Origin of the sequence: Nodularia sp. LEGE 04288 (assembly GCF_963896525.1) — a bacterium.
Lineage (GTDB): Bacteria > Cyanobacteriota > Cyanobacteriia > Cyanobacteriales > Nostocaceae > Nodularia.
In genome coordinates this window covers 27058-46921 of record NZ_CAWQOY010000106.1, presented here as the reverse complement: position 1 = coordinate 46921, position 19864 = coordinate 27058, and the positions used below count along the sequence as shown (strand labels likewise).

At 40.6% G+C, this 19864-nt stretch carries 18 protein-coding genes and 1 tRNA gene; 9 read left to right on the top strand and 10 right to left on the bottom strand.

The features are described 5' to 3' along the window. Window positions 1–185 precede the first annotated feature (185 nt). A complete protein-coding gene (gene ndk, locus AACX33_RS11785; RefSeq protein WP_194000255.1) occupies window positions 186–635 on the top strand; it encodes a nucleoside-diphosphate kinase in 450 nt (149 codons plus the stop codon). Window positions 636–750: 115 nt separating this feature from the next. On the opposite strand, the gene AACX33_RS11780 is transcribed toward ndk, so the two are convergent. From AACX33_RS11780 to AACX33_RS11760, 5 genes are all read right to left on the bottom strand, one after another. Beyond that, entirely contained in the window at window positions 751–1473 is a 723-nt protein-coding gene (locus tag AACX33_RS11780; RefSeq protein ID WP_194000253.1) for a TerC family protein, read from the bottom strand. A gap of 255 nt (window positions 1474–1728) precedes the next feature. Next, the gene (locus tag AACX33_RS11775; protein ID WP_445253324.1) at window positions 1729–3273 is read right to left on the bottom strand and encodes a tetratricopeptide repeat protein; all 1545 of its coding nucleotides are present in this window, start codon (window positions 3271–3273) and stop codon (window positions 1729–1731) included. Next, window positions 3270–4553: an ATP-binding protein gene (locus AACX33_RS11770; RefSeq protein WP_194000251.1), complete on the bottom strand. Its 1284-nt coding sequence runs from the start codon at window positions 4551–4553 to the stop codon at window positions 3270–3272. The genes AACX33_RS11775 and AACX33_RS11770 overlap by 4 nt, the downstream gene beginning before the upstream one ends. A 376-nt stretch (window positions 4554–4929) precedes the next feature. Further along, window positions 4930–5376 carry a hypothetical protein gene (locus AACX33_RS11765; RefSeq protein ID WP_194000249.1) on the bottom strand — a complete coding sequence of 149 codons (447 nt, stop codon included), beginning with the start codon at window positions 5374–5376 and terminating at the stop codon, window positions 4930–4932. Window positions 5377–5447: 71 nt separating this feature from the next. Next, window positions 5448–6140, bottom strand: a complete 693-nt coding sequence (locus AACX33_RS11760) for a hypothetical protein (protein WP_194000414.1) — start codon at window positions 6138–6140, stop codon at window positions 5448–5450. A 533-nt stretch (window positions 6141–6673) separates the two neighbouring features. On the opposite strand from AACX33_RS11760, the gene acs reads away from it, so the two are divergent. Together acs and AACX33_RS11750 are read left to right on the top strand one after the other, a co-directional pair. Then, window positions 6674–8644, top strand: coding sequence for an acetate--CoA ligase (gene acs / locus AACX33_RS11755; protein ID WP_194000247.1), 1971 nt, complete (start codon window positions 6674–6676; stop codon window positions 8642–8644). Window positions 8645–8836: 192 nt separating this feature from the next. Next, complete coding sequence (locus AACX33_RS11750; protein WP_194000245.1) at window positions 8837–9526, top strand: tetratricopeptide repeat protein; 690 nt, start codon at window positions 8837–8839, stop codon at window positions 9524–9526. Between the two features lie 59 nt (window positions 9527–9585). Here the strand turns inward: AACX33_RS11750 and AACX33_RS11745 are convergent, their stop codons facing one another. Beyond that, window positions 9586–10875: an MFS transporter gene (locus AACX33_RS11745; protein WP_194000412.1), complete on the bottom strand. Its 1290-nt coding sequence runs from the start codon at window positions 10873–10875 to the stop codon at window positions 9586–9588. A gap of 383 nt (window positions 10876–11258) precedes the next feature. On the opposite strand from AACX33_RS11745, the gene AACX33_RS11740 reads away from it, so the two are divergent. Further along, window positions 11259–11399, top strand: coding sequence for a hypothetical protein (locus AACX33_RS11740; RefSeq protein ID WP_194000243.1), 141 nt, complete (start codon window positions 11259–11261; stop codon window positions 11397–11399). A 36-nt stretch (window positions 11400–11435) separates the two neighbouring features. On the opposite strand, the gene darG is transcribed toward AACX33_RS11740, so the two are convergent. The 4 genes from darG to AACX33_RS11720 all read right to left on the bottom strand — a co-directional run bounded on the left by darG (window position 11436) and on the right by AACX33_RS11720 (window position 13630). Then, entirely contained in the window at window positions 11436–12518 is a 1083-nt protein-coding gene (darG, locus tag AACX33_RS11735; RefSeq protein WP_194000241.1) for a type II toxin-antitoxin system antitoxin DNA ADP-ribosyl glycohydrolase DarG, read from the bottom strand. 52 nt (window positions 12519–12570) lie between these two features. After that, a complete protein-coding gene (gene darT, locus AACX33_RS11730; RefSeq protein WP_194000239.1) occupies window positions 12571–13206 on the bottom strand; it encodes a type II toxin-antitoxin system toxin DNA ADP-ribosyl transferase DarT in 636 nt (211 codons plus the stop codon). 4 nt (window positions 13207–13210) lie between these two features. After that, window positions 13211–13450, bottom strand: coding sequence for a restriction endonuclease subunit S (locus tag AACX33_RS11725; protein WP_194000236.1), 240 nt, complete (start codon window positions 13448–13450; stop codon window positions 13211–13213). Window positions 13451–13558: 108 nt separating this feature from the next. Beyond that, window positions 13559–13630, bottom strand: a tRNA-Thr gene (locus AACX33_RS11720). Between the two features lie 327 nt (window positions 13631–13957). Here AACX33_RS11720 and argF point away from each other — a divergent pair. From argF to AACX33_RS11695, 5 genes are all read left to right on the top strand, one after another. After that, on the top strand, window positions 13958–14878 hold the full coding sequence (gene argF / locus AACX33_RS11715; RefSeq protein WP_194000410.1) for an ornithine carbamoyltransferase: 921 nt from the start codon (window positions 13958–13960) through the stop codon (window positions 14876–14878). A gap of 131 nt (window positions 14879–15009) precedes the next feature. After that, window positions 15010–15612 carry a transcriptional repressor LexA gene (gene lexA / locus AACX33_RS11710; RefSeq protein ID WP_194000234.1) on the top strand — a complete coding sequence of 201 codons (603 nt, stop codon included), beginning with the start codon at window positions 15010–15012 and terminating at the stop codon, window positions 15610–15612. A gap of 82 nt (window positions 15613–15694) precedes the next feature. After that, window positions 15695–17170 (top strand): DNA phosphorothioation system restriction enzyme, encoded by a 1476-nt coding sequence (locus AACX33_RS11705; RefSeq protein WP_194000232.1) that lies wholly within the window; start codon window positions 15695–15697, stop codon window positions 17168–17170. Window positions 17171–17558: 388 nt separating this feature from the next. Continuing rightward, the gene (locus tag AACX33_RS11700) at window positions 17559–17732 is read left to right on the top strand and encodes a hypothetical protein (protein WP_006195413.1); all 174 of its coding nucleotides are present in this window, start codon (window positions 17559–17561) and stop codon (window positions 17730–17732) included. Beyond that, window positions 17729–19801 carry an AAA family ATPase gene (locus AACX33_RS11695; protein ID WP_194000230.1) on the top strand — a complete coding sequence of 691 codons (2073 nt, stop codon included), beginning with the start codon at window positions 17729–17731 and terminating at the stop codon, window positions 19799–19801. Before AACX33_RS11700 ends, AACX33_RS11695 begins: the two co-directional genes overlap by 4 nt. Window positions 19802–19864 lie beyond the last annotated feature (63 nt).

The window sequence follows — 19864 nt, the reverse complement described above, 5'->3', positions numbered from 1 at the left end:
AAGTTGCAACGGATATGCACTTAGAGATAATTTCTGAGATAGACTCTGATTGGTCATTAGTCATTACTCCTGAGTCCTTGGTCATTAGTCCTGAGTGTGAAATCTTGATTACATGAACAAAAGACGCAAGGCAATGACAATAACTATGACTAGATAAAAAACGTATTAAGTTTTGGGAGATAGCTTTGGAACGCACATTTTTAGCAATTAAGCCTGATGGTGTACAGCGTGGACTGGTAGCGGAAATCATCCGTCGCTATGAAACTAAAGGTTTTACCCTCGTTGGTCTGAAATTCATGAAAGTCAGCCGCGAATTGGCGGAACAGCATTATGATGTTCACAAGGAAAGACCATTTTTTGCCAGTTTGGTCGAATTTATCACCTCTGGCCCTGTTGTCGCGATGGTTTGGGAAGGTGACGGCGTTGTGGCTTCTGCGAGAAAAATTATTGGCGCTACTAACCCCTTAGCAGCAGAACCTGGCACAATTCGGGGCGATTTTGGCATTAATATTGGTCGGAATCTGATCCACGGGTCTGATGCTTTGGAAACTGCACAGAGAGAAATAGCTTTGTGGTTTAAAGAGGAAGAATTAGTCAGTTGGCAACCACATTTAACACCTTGGTTGCAAGAGTAATTTAGGGAGTGGGAAGAGGCAAGGGGGCAGGCTTGCCGTGAGCGTAGCCGAATGGGTGTAGGGTGCAGGGGGGAAGACTTCGGGCTATGAACAAAATCTTTCTCCCGCATCTGCATTATTTCGACACTTCACTCTTTTCGGGTTCTAATTCGGGTACTTCTTCAATAACAGTACGCTGAGAAAATCCCCAGACGAGAACTAGTGCGATCGCCGAAATTACTGCCCATTCTGGTGGGACTAAGTTATCGTTGATCACTCTCATTAACAGGCGCAAACCGACAAACGCCACGGTGATATAGCCGGCATCTTCGAGGTTTTTAAATTCGTCTAACCAACGGATAAACAATCCTGTCATAAATCGCAGGGTGATGATGCCAATTGTTGCACCAGTCAGCACTAGCCACTTTTCTTGAGAAACCGCGATCGCAGTTGTCACACTATCCAAGGAAAAAGCTAAATCTGTAAAGGCAATTACAGGGATGGCTTGCCACAAAGAGTTAAAACGGGGGCCGTGATGATGGTCGTCTGCTTCCTCTGAGGTAAAGTGTTGAAATACCAACCACAGCAAATAGGCAGCACCTAATAATTCAAATTGCCAGTATTTTTGTATCCAAGTGGCAGTAAGAATCAGGCTAATTCGCAGCACATAGGCAACGACTAAACCAAAGTTGAGGGCTTTGCGTTCGAGTTCCTTGTCTTCTAATCCTTGGGCGATCGCAGCGAGGGCGATCGCATTATCAGCAGATAGCACAGCCTCTAATAGAACCAGGATTAGCAGCACTATCGGGGCTTCAACGCTGAAATGAAAGTTAAGGTAATCAAAAATGTGGTCTAGCATTCCGGGTTTCTCAAGCAGGAAAAATAAAATTTATCTGAAAAGTGCAACAAAATGCTACTCTTATCCAGCTTAACGTGTTGGTGCTGCATTCTCATGGGGAGGATATCCAGGCGATCGCGTTACGGTTAGAGATTTTGGGGTGTTATTCAATACACCAAAAGTTTTAATATTTCCTTTGCGGTGTAAAAAGTAAAAAGAAAAAGATCCCCGACTTCTTGAAGAAGTCGGGGATCTGAGCCTCGCGGTGTTTTCAAATCAAATATGATTGCTATCAAAGTTTTCAGATTGAGGACTATCACTCAAATTAGCCCGAAATTTTGCTAAATGTTTACGAACAGTCACCGTATTTTGATGGTCATCCCCAAACACCTGTTGACAAATTTTTAAAGATTGGAGATACAGGGGTTCTGCTTGGTCGTAGCGTCCTTGGGAATCGTAGAGATATGCCAAGCCAAGGAGGCTAGTGGCGACTGAGGGATGATTGTCTCCCAGCAGGCGTTTACTCAGTTCTAAAGATTGGAGATACAGGGTTTCGGCTTGGTCGTAGCGTCCTTTGGAATCGTAGAGTAATGCCAAGCCAATGAGGCTAGTGGCGACATCGGGATGATTGTCTCCCAGCAGGCGTTTATTGAGTTCTAAAGCTTGGAGAAACAGGGGTTCGGCTTGGTCGTACCTTCCTTGGGATTTGTAGAGTGATGCCAAGTTGTTGAGGCTGGTGGCGACATCGGGATGATTGTCTCCCAGCAGGCGTTTTCTGAGTTCTAAAGCTTGGAGATAAAGGGGTTCGGCTTGGTCGTAGCGTCCTTGGGAATTGTAGAGTAATGCCAAGTTGTTGAGGCTGGAGGCGACAAGGGGATGATTGTCTCCCAGCAGGCGTTTTCTGAGTTCTAAAGCTTGGAGATACAGGGGTTCGGCTTGGTCGTAGCGTCCTTGGGATTCGTAGAGTAATGCCAAGTTGTTGAGGCTGGTGGCTAAGTCAGTTTCTAAACCCAATTCGGTTTGCAAATTAATTGCTTGCGAATAATATTTAATTGCTAGATTCTCTTCTTGTTGATAATCTGGTGCTTCACCTTTCTCTAGTCGTCTTTGATAAATGCTTCCTAGCTGCGAATATAGACTAATTAGTAATTTTGGGTTTTTGTGATTATCTTGCTGTTCTAACTGCTCAACTAACCTTTCTAAATCAGCTATTGGTAATCCCGAATATTTACCATCATTTAAATTTGATAATTCACCATTTTCTAAAATATTCCTAATTTGTTCAAAGTCTTGAACATGAACAATATTTTTAGGCTTGCAGATAAAATAAAATACACCATTTCGCCAACTCCAAAAATCCGGGGCTTTTTTAATTAAGTTAACTAAAACCTGATTCGTTACCCACAGGACAATTGTAAAAGGAAACTCTCTTAGTGCTTCCCTTGTCCATTGCAAATAACCAAAAAACTTTTCTTGTTCAGATTGTGACTCGCCTAGCCTCAAAAAATAAAGTTGTTCTACACCCGTAACTGTAATCACTGCGGGTTGATGTTGCTGTAAATATTCTTCGCTTTCAACTAATTGCTGAATTGCAGCTTTCAAACTGGGTTCATTTCGCGCTAAGGTGACATGATAGCAACGGATATCTGGTTGTAATTCTGCTTGATAACGAAAAATAATTTCTTGACGATAATTTTCATAATCGCAAACTGCAATTAATAAATTCAAACTTCCCACACCAGCTTCAATGGAAACTATTAAATCATCGTAAGCGTCTTGATTTTGCTCATCTAAATTATTTGATGCTGGATTTGTCATCATATCAAACCCTCATCGCGCAACAATTCCACTACTATGGGATGTACGTCATACCAGTTTTTACTATTGCGATATTCCAGAACGTACAAACCATGTAATAAATCGAGAAATTCTTGTTCTTTGGGATCTTCAGGTTTAAAGTTTTGATAAGTATTTTGCAATATTTTATATTCTGCACTGCCCAGTGGCAAAGAAAAATCGTTGCGAATTTTATTAATTGCTTGGTCTAAAATATCTACATTAATCACAACAGTTTCGTCTGGTTGGCGACGAATTAACCGCAAACAAATTCGGCAACATTCGTTAGCAATCCGAATTAATTCCCGCAGTACACCACCGCTATTTATAGCGATATTTTTGGCTATTTCCGCTTCAATCAAATCTGAGGGAATACGTTTTTGCAGAATTTCACAGAGAATATCAAATGTTTCTTGACGTGGTTGGGCATCTGGCTGGCGACTATCACCTTTAGCAAATAACTTTAAAACAGGCATAACCACAACTTGGTCATTTGTTTCATTTTCAATAATTGGCTTGAGTGCAGTTTCTCGCAGTGCTGCAATCGGAATTGTGTAGATAATCCGAAACCCTGGTAAACACAGAGCTTTAATGTTATCTTTATAAATATGATTAACAACACTCAAGTCAAGTTTATCTAAATCATCGATAATTACTAATACATCTTTTTTATATGCTGCTTGAATCGATGCAGCAATAATATTTAGCTGGGCAACTAATTCAGATATTTTGCGCTCAAATTCCTGTTTTATTTCGTAGCGAATTGTCGAATCTACTTTTAATTTAGTGCTAATTAATTTTAATATACTGTTTTCGTTACTTGCTTCAGCTTGGATGCTATTTTCTTCAGTGCGGGTGCGAGTAGTAAACCATTTTTCTAACGCATCTTTTGTAGATTGGGGAATATTGACTTGACGTGCTTCTGCCTCCAGCATTAAATTAAGACCAATAGCAAACAGGATATTGATGTGATTCACATCAGACATTTCGATAGTTTCGGCAATAGAGAAAAACACCACAAAATATCTATCGTGAATGTTGCGGCTAAATTCTGCCAGCAAAGTTGACTTACCACAGCCACGATGTCCCGTAAAAATTATTTTGCCATCACTGCTAGGGCTATCTTCCACTAACTGTTCTAATTCATCAATAGTATCCCCGCCATAATCAACCCGGAAATCTCTTAAGTCTTTTTCCTGAGACAAAGGAAGCAATTCTAAGTTGCGGTAGGCTTCTTGAAAGGACTTTAACAAATCTTTAGACATGGAGATACAGCTTCTAAAATTGCTATCTATTCATATCATGGCTGCCAATGTCCTTAAAATAGTAAGTTAATAAATTTATTGTAGAACTCATATAGAGTAGTACAGTTCAGTGAAGCACCCAAATAAGATTCCTACTCCTGCTCCCTCTCCTTAGTAACTACGGTGTACACACAAGTGATCGAATCGCCCCCTAACCCCCAATTCTGGGGGAACAAGAATTTTCAAAGTCCCCCAAACTTGGGGGATTTAGGGGGCTAAACAGGCTCAAACGCAGACAGGCAAGACTTGTGTGTACACGGTAGCTCCTTAGTAAGGAGAGGGTTGGGGTGAGGTTTCATGAGCTACAAACCTCTAATGATTTACGCCGTTCTAATTCTTACTCAGAAAACTCTGCCAATTTTCTCAACAGACTCTCTGCTAAATTTAATAACTCCCCATTGTTTAAATCAACATTCTTGTCCTCACCAGCTAACAGATTTCTCACCAGACATAATCTGTCATTTTTTTCGCCAATTCTCCAACATACTTCTAAATTTACGGCTAAATCAAAAAGAGAACGCTCTCCTAAATTTTGCCTGATTCTGATAGCTACATCATCACTGCTAACTAAAAACTCTTTAATAGCATCTAATAATTTATTACCTAAAATTTCGTCGTCTCCCCAAGTCTCTAACCAATTACTATCTGCATCCTCAACATAGAAATGAACAAAATCTACCCCGTAAGTTAGCCAGTCATGCTGCATTCTGCGGGCTGTTGTTAAAGTTTTAGCAAATTCTTCCACAGAAGTTTCGTAGCTTTGAGTTTCTTGTCTGTTAGCCATAAAAGCTGTGATGATCTGATGAGTATGTAGGGGACAAACACAAAACTGGAATTATTGAACTGTTGAGAGCATCAGTCAAATTTCAAGTACTTGCCACCAGAAAGGTAGTCACTGTTGTGCAGTGCTATATTGACTAACTGCTTAATGAAATTGGCATCCTTGGGATTGTAACTTAAAAATATTCCTCTCTCAATTTCCCAGGAATGCAGTGTATTTTGCCAAAAATGATACTTTTGATGATTAAACTCTTCGGATACGCTGGTAACTTGAATACATAGTGGTTTGTGCTGACGACTACTAACAATCAAATCTGTTGCCATAGACAAGTCGGCAATATAACGCTTCCACACACTACCTTCACGTTGCACAATATCTTGGGCTATAGCTCTAATGATATCATCATCTTCCTGATTAAACTCCCCTGCCATGAGTTTTTGTTTCCAAATGTAAAATTTGGAGTCATTTGCATTTATCCATCTGGGAAAAAGATAGCTATACCAGTATTTCTCATTTGGGGTCATCTGCTCGAACTTAGCTTTTTGTTCTGCTGCCGAAGGTGATGATTTAATCATCAGCCAAATGGTAGAATCTGTAATTACTTCTAGGAGAAAGGCGAGGACAAATGGTTTCGCAGTCAGAGAACCAGGCCTAGTATTTTTTACCCAACGATTAATTTCATCTAATTTTTTGGCCAAGTTAGGGTCTATCGAGGAGGCTTGCTCGATGAGGGATTTTAACTGATCCTTAATCTCTTGTGCTTGCAAACGATGCCCTACTTTCAATAACTAACGCTTTGTTGAATAATTTATAACTAACTGAGCTGGTAAATGTCTCTGGTAACAAAGAAAATTAATCTTTTCATTGTGAACGCCACTCTCAAAGAATTACATAAATATAACTGTTACTTGAGTCGCATGAAATAATTTTGAGCTAATTGTCACACTAGTACAGCTAAACAGCGCTGAAACTCAGTATAACAGTCTTGTGACCTCCGCGTTTTTTGTTTGTTAAAGGTGTTCTTCGGTCAATCAGGTTTCTGCTAGGTAGCTGTACAAGACACGTTGGGCGTAGAGGAGCTTTTTTCCCACTTATTGTCAGTATTACCCACAAATTTGCCAAATTCAAAGCCTAAATCCCATATAAAAGCGCCTCTAGTCCTGGGGTAGGCTTTCAGGCTGACTATACTATCTTGTAAACTGAGTAATTTAAGTAATTCCTGCCCAGCTAAATCGAAATCTGCTTGGTACAAATCCCCTAACAATAGTTTTCAGGCACAATACTGCTCACGGTGATCACTATGTCTCAGCCAACGATAGAATCAATCCTACAAGAGAAGCGCTCATTCCCTCCTACAAGCGAATTTGCTCAAAATGCCCAAATCAAAAGTTTGGCGGACTATCAAAAACTCTATGCTCAAGCTAAAGCTAATCCGCAGGAATTTTGGGCGAAATTAGCCGAAACTGAATTAGATTGGTTTCAAAAATGGGACACGGTACTAGATTGGCAACCACCTTTTGCTAAATGGTTTGTCGGTGGTAAAATTAACATTTCTTATAATTGTCTGGATCGACACTTGACTACTTGGCGCAAAAATAAGGCGGCGTTGATTTGGGAAGGGGAACCAGGAGATTCCCGGACACTAACTTATGCCCAATTACATCGGGAAGTGTGCCAGTTTGCTAATGTGCTGAAGCAATTGGGGGCGAAAAAAGGCGATCGCATCGGTATATATATGCCGATGATTCCGGAAGCGGCGATCGCCATGTTAGCCTGTGCGAGAATTGGCGCACCTCATAGCGTCGTCTTTGGTGGTTTTAGTTCCGAAGCTTTGCGCGATCGCCTCAATGATGCAGAAGCTAAAATAGTGATTACTGCTGATGGTGGTTGGCGTAAAGATGCGATCGTTCCTCTCAAGGTAGAAGTAGATAAAGCCTTAGCAGATCATGCTGTCCCCTCCATTACAGATGTGCTAGTAGTCAAACGCACCTGTCAAGAAACACACATGGAACCAGGGCGTGACCATTGGTGGCATGATTTACAAAAAGATGTATCAGCCGATTGTCCGGCGGAACCGATGGACAGCGAAGATATGCTGTTTGTCCTCTACACTTCTGGTAGCACCGGCAAACCAAAAGGTGTTGTGCATACCACTGGTGGTTATAACTTATATAGCCATATCACCACCAAATGGATCTTTGACCTGCAAGATACAGATGTATACTGGTGTACTGCCGATGTCGGTTGGATTACTGGACACAGCTACATAGTTTACGGGCCGCTTTCCAACGGTGCAACGACTTTAATGTACGAAGGTGCGCCCCGTGCTTCTAATCCTGGCTGCTTCTGGGATGTAATTGAGAAATATGGTGTAAATATCTTTTATACAGCACCTACAGCAATTCGGGCATTTATCAAGATGGGTGAACACCATCCCAAAAGCCGCAATTTATCTTCCTTGCGGTTGTTAGGAACAGTCGGCGAACCAATTAACCCAGAAGCTTGGATGTGGTATCACAAAATCATTGGTGGTGAACGCTGTCCCATTGTGGATACTTGGTGGCAAACAGAAACCGGCGGTATTATGATTACACCACTACCCGGAGCCATTCCCACCAAACCAGGTTCAGCCACTCTGCCCTTTCCTGGTATTATTGCAGATATCATTGATTTAGAAGGTAACACCGTACCCAACAACGAAGGCGGTTATTTAGCAGTGCGTTATCCTTGGCCGGGGATGATGCGGACAGTCTACAATGACCCAGAACGTTTTCGCCGCACTTATTGGGAACATATCCCCCCCAAAGATGGTAACTATATCTACTTTGCTGGTGATGGGGCGAGACAAGATGAAGATGGCTATTTCTGGGTAATGGGTCGTGTCGATGATGTCTTGAATGTCTCAGGACACCGTTTGGGAACAATGGAAGTTGAATCAGCTTTAGTTTCCCATCCAGCCGTGGCGGAAGCGGCGGTAGTGGGTAAACCAGATGACCTCAAGGGTGAGGAAGTTGTGGCTTTTGTGACTTTAGAGGGGACATATCAGGCCAGTGAGGAACTGAGTAAAGAACTCAAGCAGCACGTTGTCCAAGAAATTGGTGCGATCGCCCGTCCAGGAGAAATTCGCTTTACGGATGCTTTGCCCAAAACGCGATCGGGTAAAATTATGCGGCGCTTGTTGCGGAATCTCGCATCCGGTCAAGAGATATCTGGTGATACTTCGACTTTAGAAGATCGTAGTGTTTTAGATAAATTGCGCGAAGGTGCTTAAATAATCTGCAAATCGATTTTTTCACCCTCCATCTAAATCTCCCTTCTCCTTCTCCCAAAGGGAGACGCTACGCGAAAGCAAGGAGAGGGGTTGGGGGTGAGGTTCATCGGTGGTGATTCTTCTCCCCTAACCCATGCCTAGTCATTTTGAATTTATCATAGGTATCAGAACATCATTGAGGTAAATAGCCAAATGAAATCAGCATTTGTTCCCACTCTGAGCTACATAACGCTGAGTATCATCACTACAATTGCTATATCACCATTAGTGTTAGCGCATCCTGGAAAAGTCGCTTTAAATTCAACGGATAATTTGACTAATCAGTTCAACTCACCCGAAGGTGTAAACAATACAGTCGAAAAACTAGCACAATTTGGCGGGTCACAGGAAGAAGAGCGATCGCAGCTGATCCAACAAGCTAATGCTTTATCCAGTCAGGGCGATTTCTCAGGTGCAGAAGCAAACTTACGCCAATTAATTAAGAAATTCCCCAAATACGCCTTTGGACACTTTGAATTAGGAAATTTGTTGTTTCGACAGGATAAGGCAGAAGAGGCTATTAACGCTTACCAAGAAGCCATTCGCCTTAATTCCAACCATGCACTAGCTTACAACGGTATTGGTCTGGTTTATGCTAGTCAAAGTCGTTGGGAAGAAGCTATTACAGCTTATCAGAAAGCTTTAGAAATTAATCCTAAATATGGTGATGCTCTAGCTAATTCAGCAGTGGCACTTTTACAAACAAATCAAAAAAATCAGGGCATAGCTGCGTTAGAAAAAGCTTTAGATATCTTTAAATCACAAAGTAGAAATCAAAGAGTTTTTCAGATTGAACAAATTTTGCAGAAGTTAAAAACTTTAGATGAACCTGATATTTCATAAAAATTCGTTATTCAGGGAGTTGTACTTCCAAAGTTTTTGCAAGTACACCGATAAAATATTTACCTCCTGGAAAGGGTTTTAACTAATCCCATGCTTTTTTGCTCATAGAATGTACTGATAGCTTGTGTTAATAGTGGGAGTTTTCTGTAAAACAATATAGACCCTAAAAGACAAACTATGCCATCAATAATTAATGTATTGGGCGCGCCAATGCGATTTGCTAAGAAGCCGCCCAGTAGATTTCCTAAAGGTAATATTCCTAAAAATGACATTGTGTATAAGCTCATCAATCGCCCACGTTTATCATCTTCGACAATTGTTTGGAGAAATGTATTACTAGCAGCAACTTGCAGAATTGTTCCCAAGCCCACAAACAGCATAATAAATAAAGAAAGTGGTAAAAACCGAGAGTAGGAAAAGGCAATTAAAGCAATTCCTAAAATTGCAGGTGCGAAGGCAATTAATCTGCCAATTCCTAGTATTGTTCTGCGTGTAGCTAGATAAATACCACCTGTTGAAGCGCCCACTCCCGAAGCTACCATTAAAAATCCCAATGTTTCGGCACTACCTTTGAGGATATCTTCTGCAAAAATTGTCAGCAGAATGGTATATTGCAGTCCCATGAAGCTGACTAAAGCTGATAATAATAATATGGCGCGAATTGCTGGAAAGCTAAAAGCATAAACAAATCCTTCTGCAACTTTTTGGAAGGGATTACCGATTGTCAGTGCAATTTGCCTGGGTTTAATATTCATTGCCAATAATGCGGCGATGACGGCAATATAGCTCAATCCATCAATTAAGAAACAATAAGCAGCGCCAACACTAGCTATGAGTAAACCGCCAATGGCTGGGCCAATTAATTGCGCTCCATTAATCATAGTGGAATTCATCGCGATCGCATTGGCTAAATCTTCTCTGCGTTCCACTAATTCGGGCGCAAATGCTTGTCGTGCGGGTGAATCGACTGAGTTAATTAATCCTTGAAACAAGCTTAAGCCGATGATATGCCATACCTGAATCGTCCCAGTTAGCGCCAGCACCGCTAAGGCTAAGGACTGAATCATCGAAAATATTTGTGTGCCAATTAATGTCCGATACCGCGAAAAACGATCTACAAAAACTCCCCCAAATGGTGCTAGAAAAAAGCTAGGAATTTGACTAGAGAATCCCACAAGTCCCAACATCAATGGGGAATTTGTCAAATAATACACTAGCCAAATCGTGGCAATATGTGTCATCCATGACCCAATCAAGGAAATGCCTTGTCCGGCAAAAAACAGACGATAGTTTCGTGACCTCAGCGCTGGTAATAGTGGCTGCTTTGGGTTTCCATCTGTATTAGCCATGCAATAGTTCCTATTTGGCTCGGCTTCTAAGATAGTAGGTTTAAACTTCATTCCTCCACTCTCTGAAGGCTGAATAAAAACGGTTAATTTTTGTCCTTTCTGGATTTCACCCTCCGCTTCCCTAACCAACGGATTCCATTGGGGACAGATGTCAAAATTGCGAATCTTTGCCCTACATTCTCAGAACTTGGATCAATTTCAATTTCGGTATATATTTCCGTGTCGATTCTCTTTAAATCTCAGTAAAACTATATTTAAATCAGGTTGATTTTTTAACCCGTTGATTTAGCAACCTTAATTAGTCTTCCCCCAATTGAATGATTTTAGGAAAGTCAAGCGATCGCTTCATTCAATCTCTGAGAAAATAATTCACACGCTAGGAAATGCCACGCATTGCTTCTTCACCCACTTTTGCCGCAATAGAGAGTATTGATGCTCGTCTGGGCGACCAAACTCGTTATCAACGATGGGAAGCAGGGTTAATTGTTGCACCCTATTTAATCTGTAGAGTTGGAGTTGCTTGATTAGAGGGAGTTCAACCTGGCTGTACTCGTTGAACATCAAAGCTGAATAGGAGTTATATTTGATTCCATCATATTAGTTAAATTCATCGTTAGCCAGTTTTGTTCTTCTAAACGCTGCCAAGCTTTGCGGATATGTTCTGGTTTAAATAGCTTGTGCTTTCGATCGCTCCATTCATGTACCAGAGAGATCGCTTCTTCACTATTTTTCGCTGGGTTGGGGTGTTTGGTAGCCACCCAGTGAACTGTTGCTAACAATTCCATGCCGTAGGGCGTTTCAAAGCCATAAATCAGTTTGCTAACTTGCTCTAAACGCTCTTTTGCTTCCGGTTCTGTTGCTAAAAAAGTGTCTGCTGCTTCTCTACCTTCTGGTAATACATAAATACCGGCTCTCCCAGTACCATCGCCATAACCACGAATGTAATGACCTTCTATATGTTTTAGAACTTGGTTAAGATTATCTGCGTAGGGGCCATATAAATGCTTTTGATAGGGTAACTTGAGCAATTCCCCCGCTTCTTGAAGAAAATAGGCCAGTTTTTGGATTTCTAGCTTAGTTAACTCATAGCCAGGGATACCATAAACTTCCAGTAGGCGAATGATTAAGGCACGTCCACGGGTCATGTTGGGCTTTTTGGTGGCAACCTGCATTTTTTCGGCTGCTGGTGCGCCTGATGGCTCAAATATAATTACTTGCACATTTGGCAGTTGGGCAAAAGTTGATTCTATTAGAGGCTTAACTTCTCGCCAATTTAAGCCACCGTTGCCACATCCTAACGGGGGAATAGCAATTGAAGTAATACCTAATTTTTGTACCTCTGCAACTAAAGCCACCAATCCATTTTTAATGTCTTCTATTTTGGATTTGCTTTTCCAGTGGCGTTTAGTGGGGAAATTAATGATATATCTGGGATTAAATAGGCTACCTGTTGAGATAGTAAACATCTTTCCTGGTTGCACTTCTCCAGCACTACAGGCTTTTTCGTATTGGCGGAAGTTTTCAGGATAGGCTTGCTTAAATTGCAAGGCAATACCTTTACCCATTACACCGACATTATTAACGGTGTTAACTAGGGCTTCGGCATTTTCTTCTAGTAGGTTGCCTTGCTTAAATTCCATCATCTCCCTTAACTGGTTGTATATGTAGTATACTCGTGAGTCTATCTCAAAACTTTTAATAGTACCATTCAGAGTAAACCCTAATAGGGGTCTGAATGTTAAAATTTTGTAATATTTCTTTAACTTGGGTTTGAATTGTGGAGTTAATAACTCCAATTTCTTGAATGAGTCCCCAGGGAAAAAACTGATGTACTAAAAACTCCGCTTGTCGTCTACGTGTTCTGTCTCCGTCTTCTTCGGTATCAGCCCAGTATTTAGCTTCCATAATCTCCCAATCAATCACGTTATCTGCATATAAATACACAAGCTGATCGAAAAAACCTGTATATGCCATAGCTGCGTGTCCATCTGCACCTACGAAAGATAGTCCCCCAGTGTCAACAGCTTCTGCACTGGAAACTAAATGAAGAATTGGTGTTTGTCCACCGCTATATTTATCTACGCTCTTTCTATAATTGGCGTAAAGCATGGGAGAGCGTGGAGCAAAATAGAATGGTACGTAATCATGTAAAGTTCCACCAGCACCACAAGGAACACGAGTCATTGATCGTCTATCTTGGATGTGACCATGAGCAATATCAAGGTATTTAATTGTTTCTTGCTTTAGCCTACTGTTTGCCATCAATCCACCTGACTTTAGAATTGAGTTTAAGTTATTCATATGGGTGATGTGGTAGATGGGGGTGGGCATTAGATTATGCAGTTGTAGATATGGCTATATTATTTTTAACCTGATTGATTCGTACTTTTCCAGTTAATAACTCGTGCATTAGCCCTTTTTTCTGGAGTTTGAGTTCTTCGAGGTAAGCTTCTTCTTTGCGGATATCGTGAGTGTTAATAATAGCGGAAATACTTTTTTGCTCACCATAGGCAGGCAAAGCCACTTGATACTCACTAAGCTCTTCCCGATTAATGTTTGGAAACCCACTACTCATTGAAACTGCTGTAGCAATGAGAATGTTTTAATGTAGATACTATAAGATAAAGTTTCAACACACCTCCCGGAGTTGGACGTGTTGTCGTTTGCCAAATTATTTGTCAAAAGCCAGCAGTCGGATTTGAACCGACGACCTTCCGATTACAAGTCGGATGCACTACCACTGTGCTATGCTGGCGAGCATGGTTATTGCTTTCAACGCGTTAACCGACTTCCTATTTTAGCATATATAATTTGATTGTCTATAGTCAAGAGCAAAAAAAATTTTTATTGCTCTCCTGACCGGGGAACCTCTAGTGGAGGGTGTGGTCAAAGCGCAGTCAACCCTAAAAAAATTAGTAATTTGAATTACTGGTAAAGTTGCTAAATTAATATGCATAGCAAAAACTAACTCAAATACTGGGCTGGATGCCAAAATATTGGGTACAGGTTTAAAATTGTACTTTTTTTGACCCAGCTAGGTCAAGGAACAGAAATCGATGATTGTTCTTTACAAATCGGAAGCATGGTAGCGTTGATAGGACGAGATTTATTAAGCCTAGCGGACTTCAGTCCCCAGGAACTTCAAGAACTTCTGCAACTAGCAACCCAACTCAAGTCACAGAAGTTGAAGTTGCATTGCAATAAGGTGTTGGGTTTGTTATTCTCTAAAGCTTCAACTCGCACACGAGTCAGTTTTACTGTAGCAATGTACCACTTGGGCGGACAGGTAATTGATCTTAACCCTAACGTGACTCAAGTTAGTCGCGGGGAACCTTTGCAGGATACCGCACGGGTATTAGATCGATATTTAGATGTTTTGGCAATTCGCACCTTTGCACAGCAAGATTTGGAAACTTTTGCTAGTTATGCCAAGATTCCTGTCATTAATGCGCTGACCGATTTAGAACATCCTTGTCAGGTATTAGCTGATTTATTGACTATTCAAGAATGTTTTGGTAATTTATCTGGCTTAACTTTGACCTATGTCGGCGATGGCAATAATGTCGCTAATTCTCTCATGCTGGGTTGCGCTTTGGCTGGAATGAATGTGAGAATTGCCACCCCTAAAGGATATGAACCTGATTTGAGGATTGTAGAACAAGCACGAAGCATCGCATCTGATCAAACTGAAGTTATGCTGACTCATGACCCAGAATTAGCCGCCAAGGGGTCTGCTGTGCTTTACACTGATGTTTGGGCAAGTATGGGGCAAGAAACCGAAGCTGATAATCGCTTGCCAATTTTCCAACCTTACCAAATTTCGGAACATTTATTAAGTCTTGCTGACCCAGAGGCAATTGTTTTACACTGCTTACCAGCCCATCGTGGTGAAGAAATTACCGAAGCAGTTTTAGAAGGTTCTCAGTCGCGAGTTTGGGAACAAGCCGAAAATCGATTACACGCCCAAAAAGCTTTACTTGCTAGTGTTCTAGGCGCAGAATAAAAATTTATCGGGCAAAAGCAAAGAGATTTATCTTTCTTTTGCCTTTCATATTTTTACTTTCATCTTGTGATTTGGGATTTTTTGTAGTACTAATGTTCTAAAGACATTTGTATTTAATTCCCAATAAATTTATGGAACGTCTCACAGAAGCTCAACAAGAATTATACGATTGGTTGGTAGATTATATCAAAATTCACCAGTATTCTCCTTCCATTCGGCAAATGATGGAAGCAATGAAGCTGAAATCACCTGCACCGATTCAAAGTCGTTTAGAGCATTTACGCACCAAAGGTTATATAGACTGGAATGAAGGGAAGGCGCGAACGATTCGGATTTTGCATCCTGTTAAACAAGGTATCCCCATTTTAGGCACAATTGCGGCTGGTGGTTTAATTGAACCTTTTACTGATGCTATAGATCATTTAGACTTTTCTAATATTTCTTTACCTCCCGAAAGCTACGGTTTACGGGTAGCTGGGGATAGCATGATTGAAGATTTAATTGCTGATGGCGATTTGGTATTTCTGCATCCAGTGCTAGAACCAGATCAATTAAAAAATGGCACCATCGTTGCTGCTAGAGTTGATGGATACGGTACTACTTTAAAACGTTTTTATCGCCAAGGCGATCGCGTCACTCTCAAGCCTGCCAATTCTAAATATAAACCCATTGAGGTACTCGCTACACAAGTGCAGGTGCAGGGTTCTCTGGTTGGGGTTTGGCGCGGTTATTAATTGGGTAGTAGGGAGTGAGGAGTGGGGAGTGGGGGAAAAGATGGTGATTTCCCAATAACCAATGACTAATGACTAATGACTAATGATTAATTATTTAGTACAGGAACAATCTACTTTCAGGCTGAAAGTTCCATTTTTGAGGGAACGTCAGGGAAGTTATCAAACTCGTCAGCCATTACCAGGATGCCCAATTTTGCCTGTATCTCTGCAATTACGGCAGTATCAACGTCAGGCTATTACTAGCTGGTTTGCTAACAATGGCAGAGGGACGCTAAAAATGGCTACTGGTAGTGGTAAGACTATTACAGCTTTAGCGATCGCTTGTGAATTATACCAGCAGATTAACTTACAAGTGTTATTAGTGGTGTGTCCTTATCGTCATCTGGTCACCCAATGGGCGCGAGAATGTGAGAAGTTTAACTTACAGCCTATCTTAGCTTTCGAGAATTTACGCACTTGGCAAAGTCAACTATCTACGCAACTGTATAATCTGCGTTCCGGTTCGCAAAACTTTGTCACGGTAATTACTACCAATTCCACATTAATTGGTGATGGTTTTCAGTCTCAACTTAAGTATTTTCCCCCGAAAACTTTAATTATCGGTGATGAAGCGCATAATTTAGGCGCACCAAAGTTAGAAGAAAATTTACCTCGTCGGGTAGGGTTGCGGCTGGCTTTATCGGCGACACCAGAAAGATATTTTGATGATTATGGGACGCAATCATTATTTGATTATTTTGGTTCAGTGCTACAACCAGAGTTTAACTTGAAGGATGCGATCGCTCAAGGGGCTTTAGTACATTATTTGTATTATCCCATACTTGTAGAACTGACCGAAACCGAAAGTATGGCTTATTTAAAGTTAACCAAAAAAATCGGGCGATCGCTATTATATAGAGAACGAGAAAATGGCCAAGCCAGAAACTTTGAAGACAACGAAGACTTAAAACCATTATTAATGCAACGCGCCAGACTAATTGGCACAGCAGAAAATAAATTAACCGCTTTGCGAGAATTAATGGAGACTCGGCGAGAAAGCACCCACACACTATTTTATTGTAGCGATGGTTCCCAAGAAACCGGACAACGTTCATCCTTGCGTCAACTCAAAGCCGTAGCCAAAATTCTCGGTGTAGACTTAGGATATAGAGTCAGCACATACACCGCCCACACTTCCTTAAAAGAACGGGAAACCTTACGCTGTCAATTTGAAAGTGGAGAATTACAGGGTTTAGTAGCAATACGCTGCTTAGACGAAGGAGTTGATATACCAGCCATTCAAACAGCCGTAATTTTATCAAGTTCAGGAAACCCGCGCCAATTCATTCAGCGTCGGGGGAGAGTATTACGTCCTCACATTAATAAAGAACGCGCCACCATATTCGATATGATAGTCTTACCACCAGACTTAGATAGAGAAACCATAGAAATAGAACGCAACCTATTAAAAAAAGAACTACGCCGCTTTGTAGAATTTGCCGACTTAGCCGATAACGCCGGCGAAGCCAGAATGAAACTACTCAACTTACAAAAACGTTACGGATTATTAGATATTTAATTCCGGACTTGTAAAAAAAACCTCCAACTCTCATAACTCTGTGTTCTCTGTGCCTCTGCGGTTCGTTCCTCTTCAAACCCAGATACAAAAAAAACCTGAAAAAATTTTTTTGACTTTGTAGTAAATTGCAGATAGTGTGTGAAAATAATATTAAAGTTAATTATAATTGGATATAACTTGATTTTAAAATTTAGCTTACACCCAATTATAATGTAAATCCATCTTTAATTTACCACGCCCAATACTCAAAATCAAGCATTCTTTTTTGCCCAATAAGTTACAAAAATTCTCGCCATACCTAAAAGCAAGAGTAATAGTAGCTTCACGGATGCAAATGCAGGACTTCTAGCAGCTAAAATATAAAGAAAACCTATTGAAAAGCCGCCAAATGCTCCCAGACACAAATATTGAAGATGTGCAGGAACCAATTTCTAGTGCGTCGCCAGAAGTGCGACAGATTATTGAGCGAGTTTGGAAATTGGAAAAAGGCAGACTAGATAAAAAAATCAATAGCCATATTAACGAAGAGATATTAGATATTGTTAAGGAAGAAGTGCAATGAAGCTGACTTCAATCAAGCTGTGCAACTTTCGCTCCTTTTATGGTACAACTCCAGAAATACTCCTCGCGGTAGGAGATACCCTGAACACCACAATTATTCATGGTAATAACGGTTCTGGAAAAACCAGTTTACTCAATGCCTTCACTTGGGTATTATATGAGAAATTTAGTGCAGCTTTCGCCTCCGCCGAACAGCTAGTTAATAAACGTTCAATAGCTGAAGCCCAAAAAGGACAACCGGTAGAATGTTGGGTAGAAGTAGGCTGGGAACACGAAGGTAAACGCTACAAAGTTAAACGTTCTTGTCGGGTTTATAAAAATGACAGTGACTTTGAAGCTGGTAAAACAGAATTACGGATGTGGGTAGGTGAAGAAGATGGTGATTGGAAGATACCACAACAACAACCAGATGATATTATTAATCAAATTTTACCTGCAAGTTTACATCAATATTTTTTCTTTGACGGTGAACGCATAGAAGAAATAGTGCGTTCTGATAAAAAAGCTGAAATTGCGGAAGCGACTAAGATTTTCTTGGGTGTGGAAGTAATTAACCGTTCTATTCGACATTTAGGAGAAGCGAAAAAAACTTTAGAAAATGAGTTAAAAGCCATTGGTGATGCAGAAACTAAGAAACTGCTAAAAGACCAAGAGAAGATAGAACAAGAAAGTGAACGCCTCACCAACCGCCAAACAGAAATTAAACAAGAGTTAGAATATCAACAAACCTTTAAAAAAGAGACAAGTAACCACTTGTTGGAACTGGTTGCGGCTAAAGAAATAGAAGACAGGTGGCAAAGTTTAGAATTGCAGAAAGCCGAAAACCAGGAAGCATTCAAAAAAAATAAAGAAGCCCTGAAAAAAATAATTTCCTCACGGGGTTATACAGTATTACTGGGAGAGACAACATCACAATTTCGGAAAATTATTGATGACTTAAAACAGCGAGGTGAGTTAACCTCTGGAATTTCGCGAGAATTTGTCAATGAATTATTAAAAACTCAACGCTGTATTTGTGGTGCAGACTTAAGCGCAGGTACTGATAATCATGAAAATGTCCGAACTTGGCTAGATAAAGCTGGTTCTTCAGCCGTGGAAGAAACCGCTATTCGCATGGGTGTACAAGTAGATGAAATTGATAAACAAGCTGCGGCTTTTTGGGAAGAAGTTGATAGAGAACAAGCCAGAATTAAGCAATTAAGAGCAACCATATTCCAAGTTGAGGGTGAATTAGATAACCTTCAAGACAAACTGCGAAAAGATGCGAATGAAGAAATTAGCAGCTTACAAAAACGCTTAGATGAGATTTCCAGTAAAATTGATGAATTAAATCGAGAACAAGGTGCAAACCAGCAGAAAATTATTCAATTAAAAACAGAAATTGATGCTTTAGGTAAACAAATATCTAAGCAGAAACTGAATGAAGAAAGGCAAATCTTAGCACAGCGACGCATTAACGCTACTCAAGATGCAATTGAACGGTTAACCGAAGTTAAAAATCGCCAAGAAAAACAATTTCGTCTGCAACTAGAAAAACGAGTCCAAGAGATATTTAACCAGCTTTCAGTCAAACCATATATTCCCAAAATTAGCGAAAAATATGAATTAACCTTAGTAGAACATACGGCGGGAATAGAAGCACCAGTTGCAGCTTCTACAGGAGAAAATCAAATTCTCAGCTTATCCTTCATTGCCAGCATCATCGATAAAGTCAGAGAGTGGAGTCAAAAGCGCAAAATGATGATGCTTCCCGATAGTAGCACATTTCCTATTGTTATGGATTCCCCCTTTGGCAGCTTAGATGAAATGTCGCGGCGACATATAGCAGGAACAATTCCCAAATTAGCTAACCAATTAATTGTCTTAGCCAGTAAAACTCAATGGCGAGGTGAAGTAGAAAAAGAAATGACAGAAAGAATAGGTAGAGAATACGTACTTACCTATTATTCCTCAAAACCAGATTGTGAACAAAATCATATCCAATTAGCAGGACAAAGATACCCCTTAGTCAAGCAAAGTCCCAACGAATTTGAATATACCGAAATCATAGAAATAATTCGTAATTCGTAATTCGTAGTTCGTAATTACCGACAGGCTATACTTCCTTTGCTGGCTTTCTTCTTTGCGCCTTTG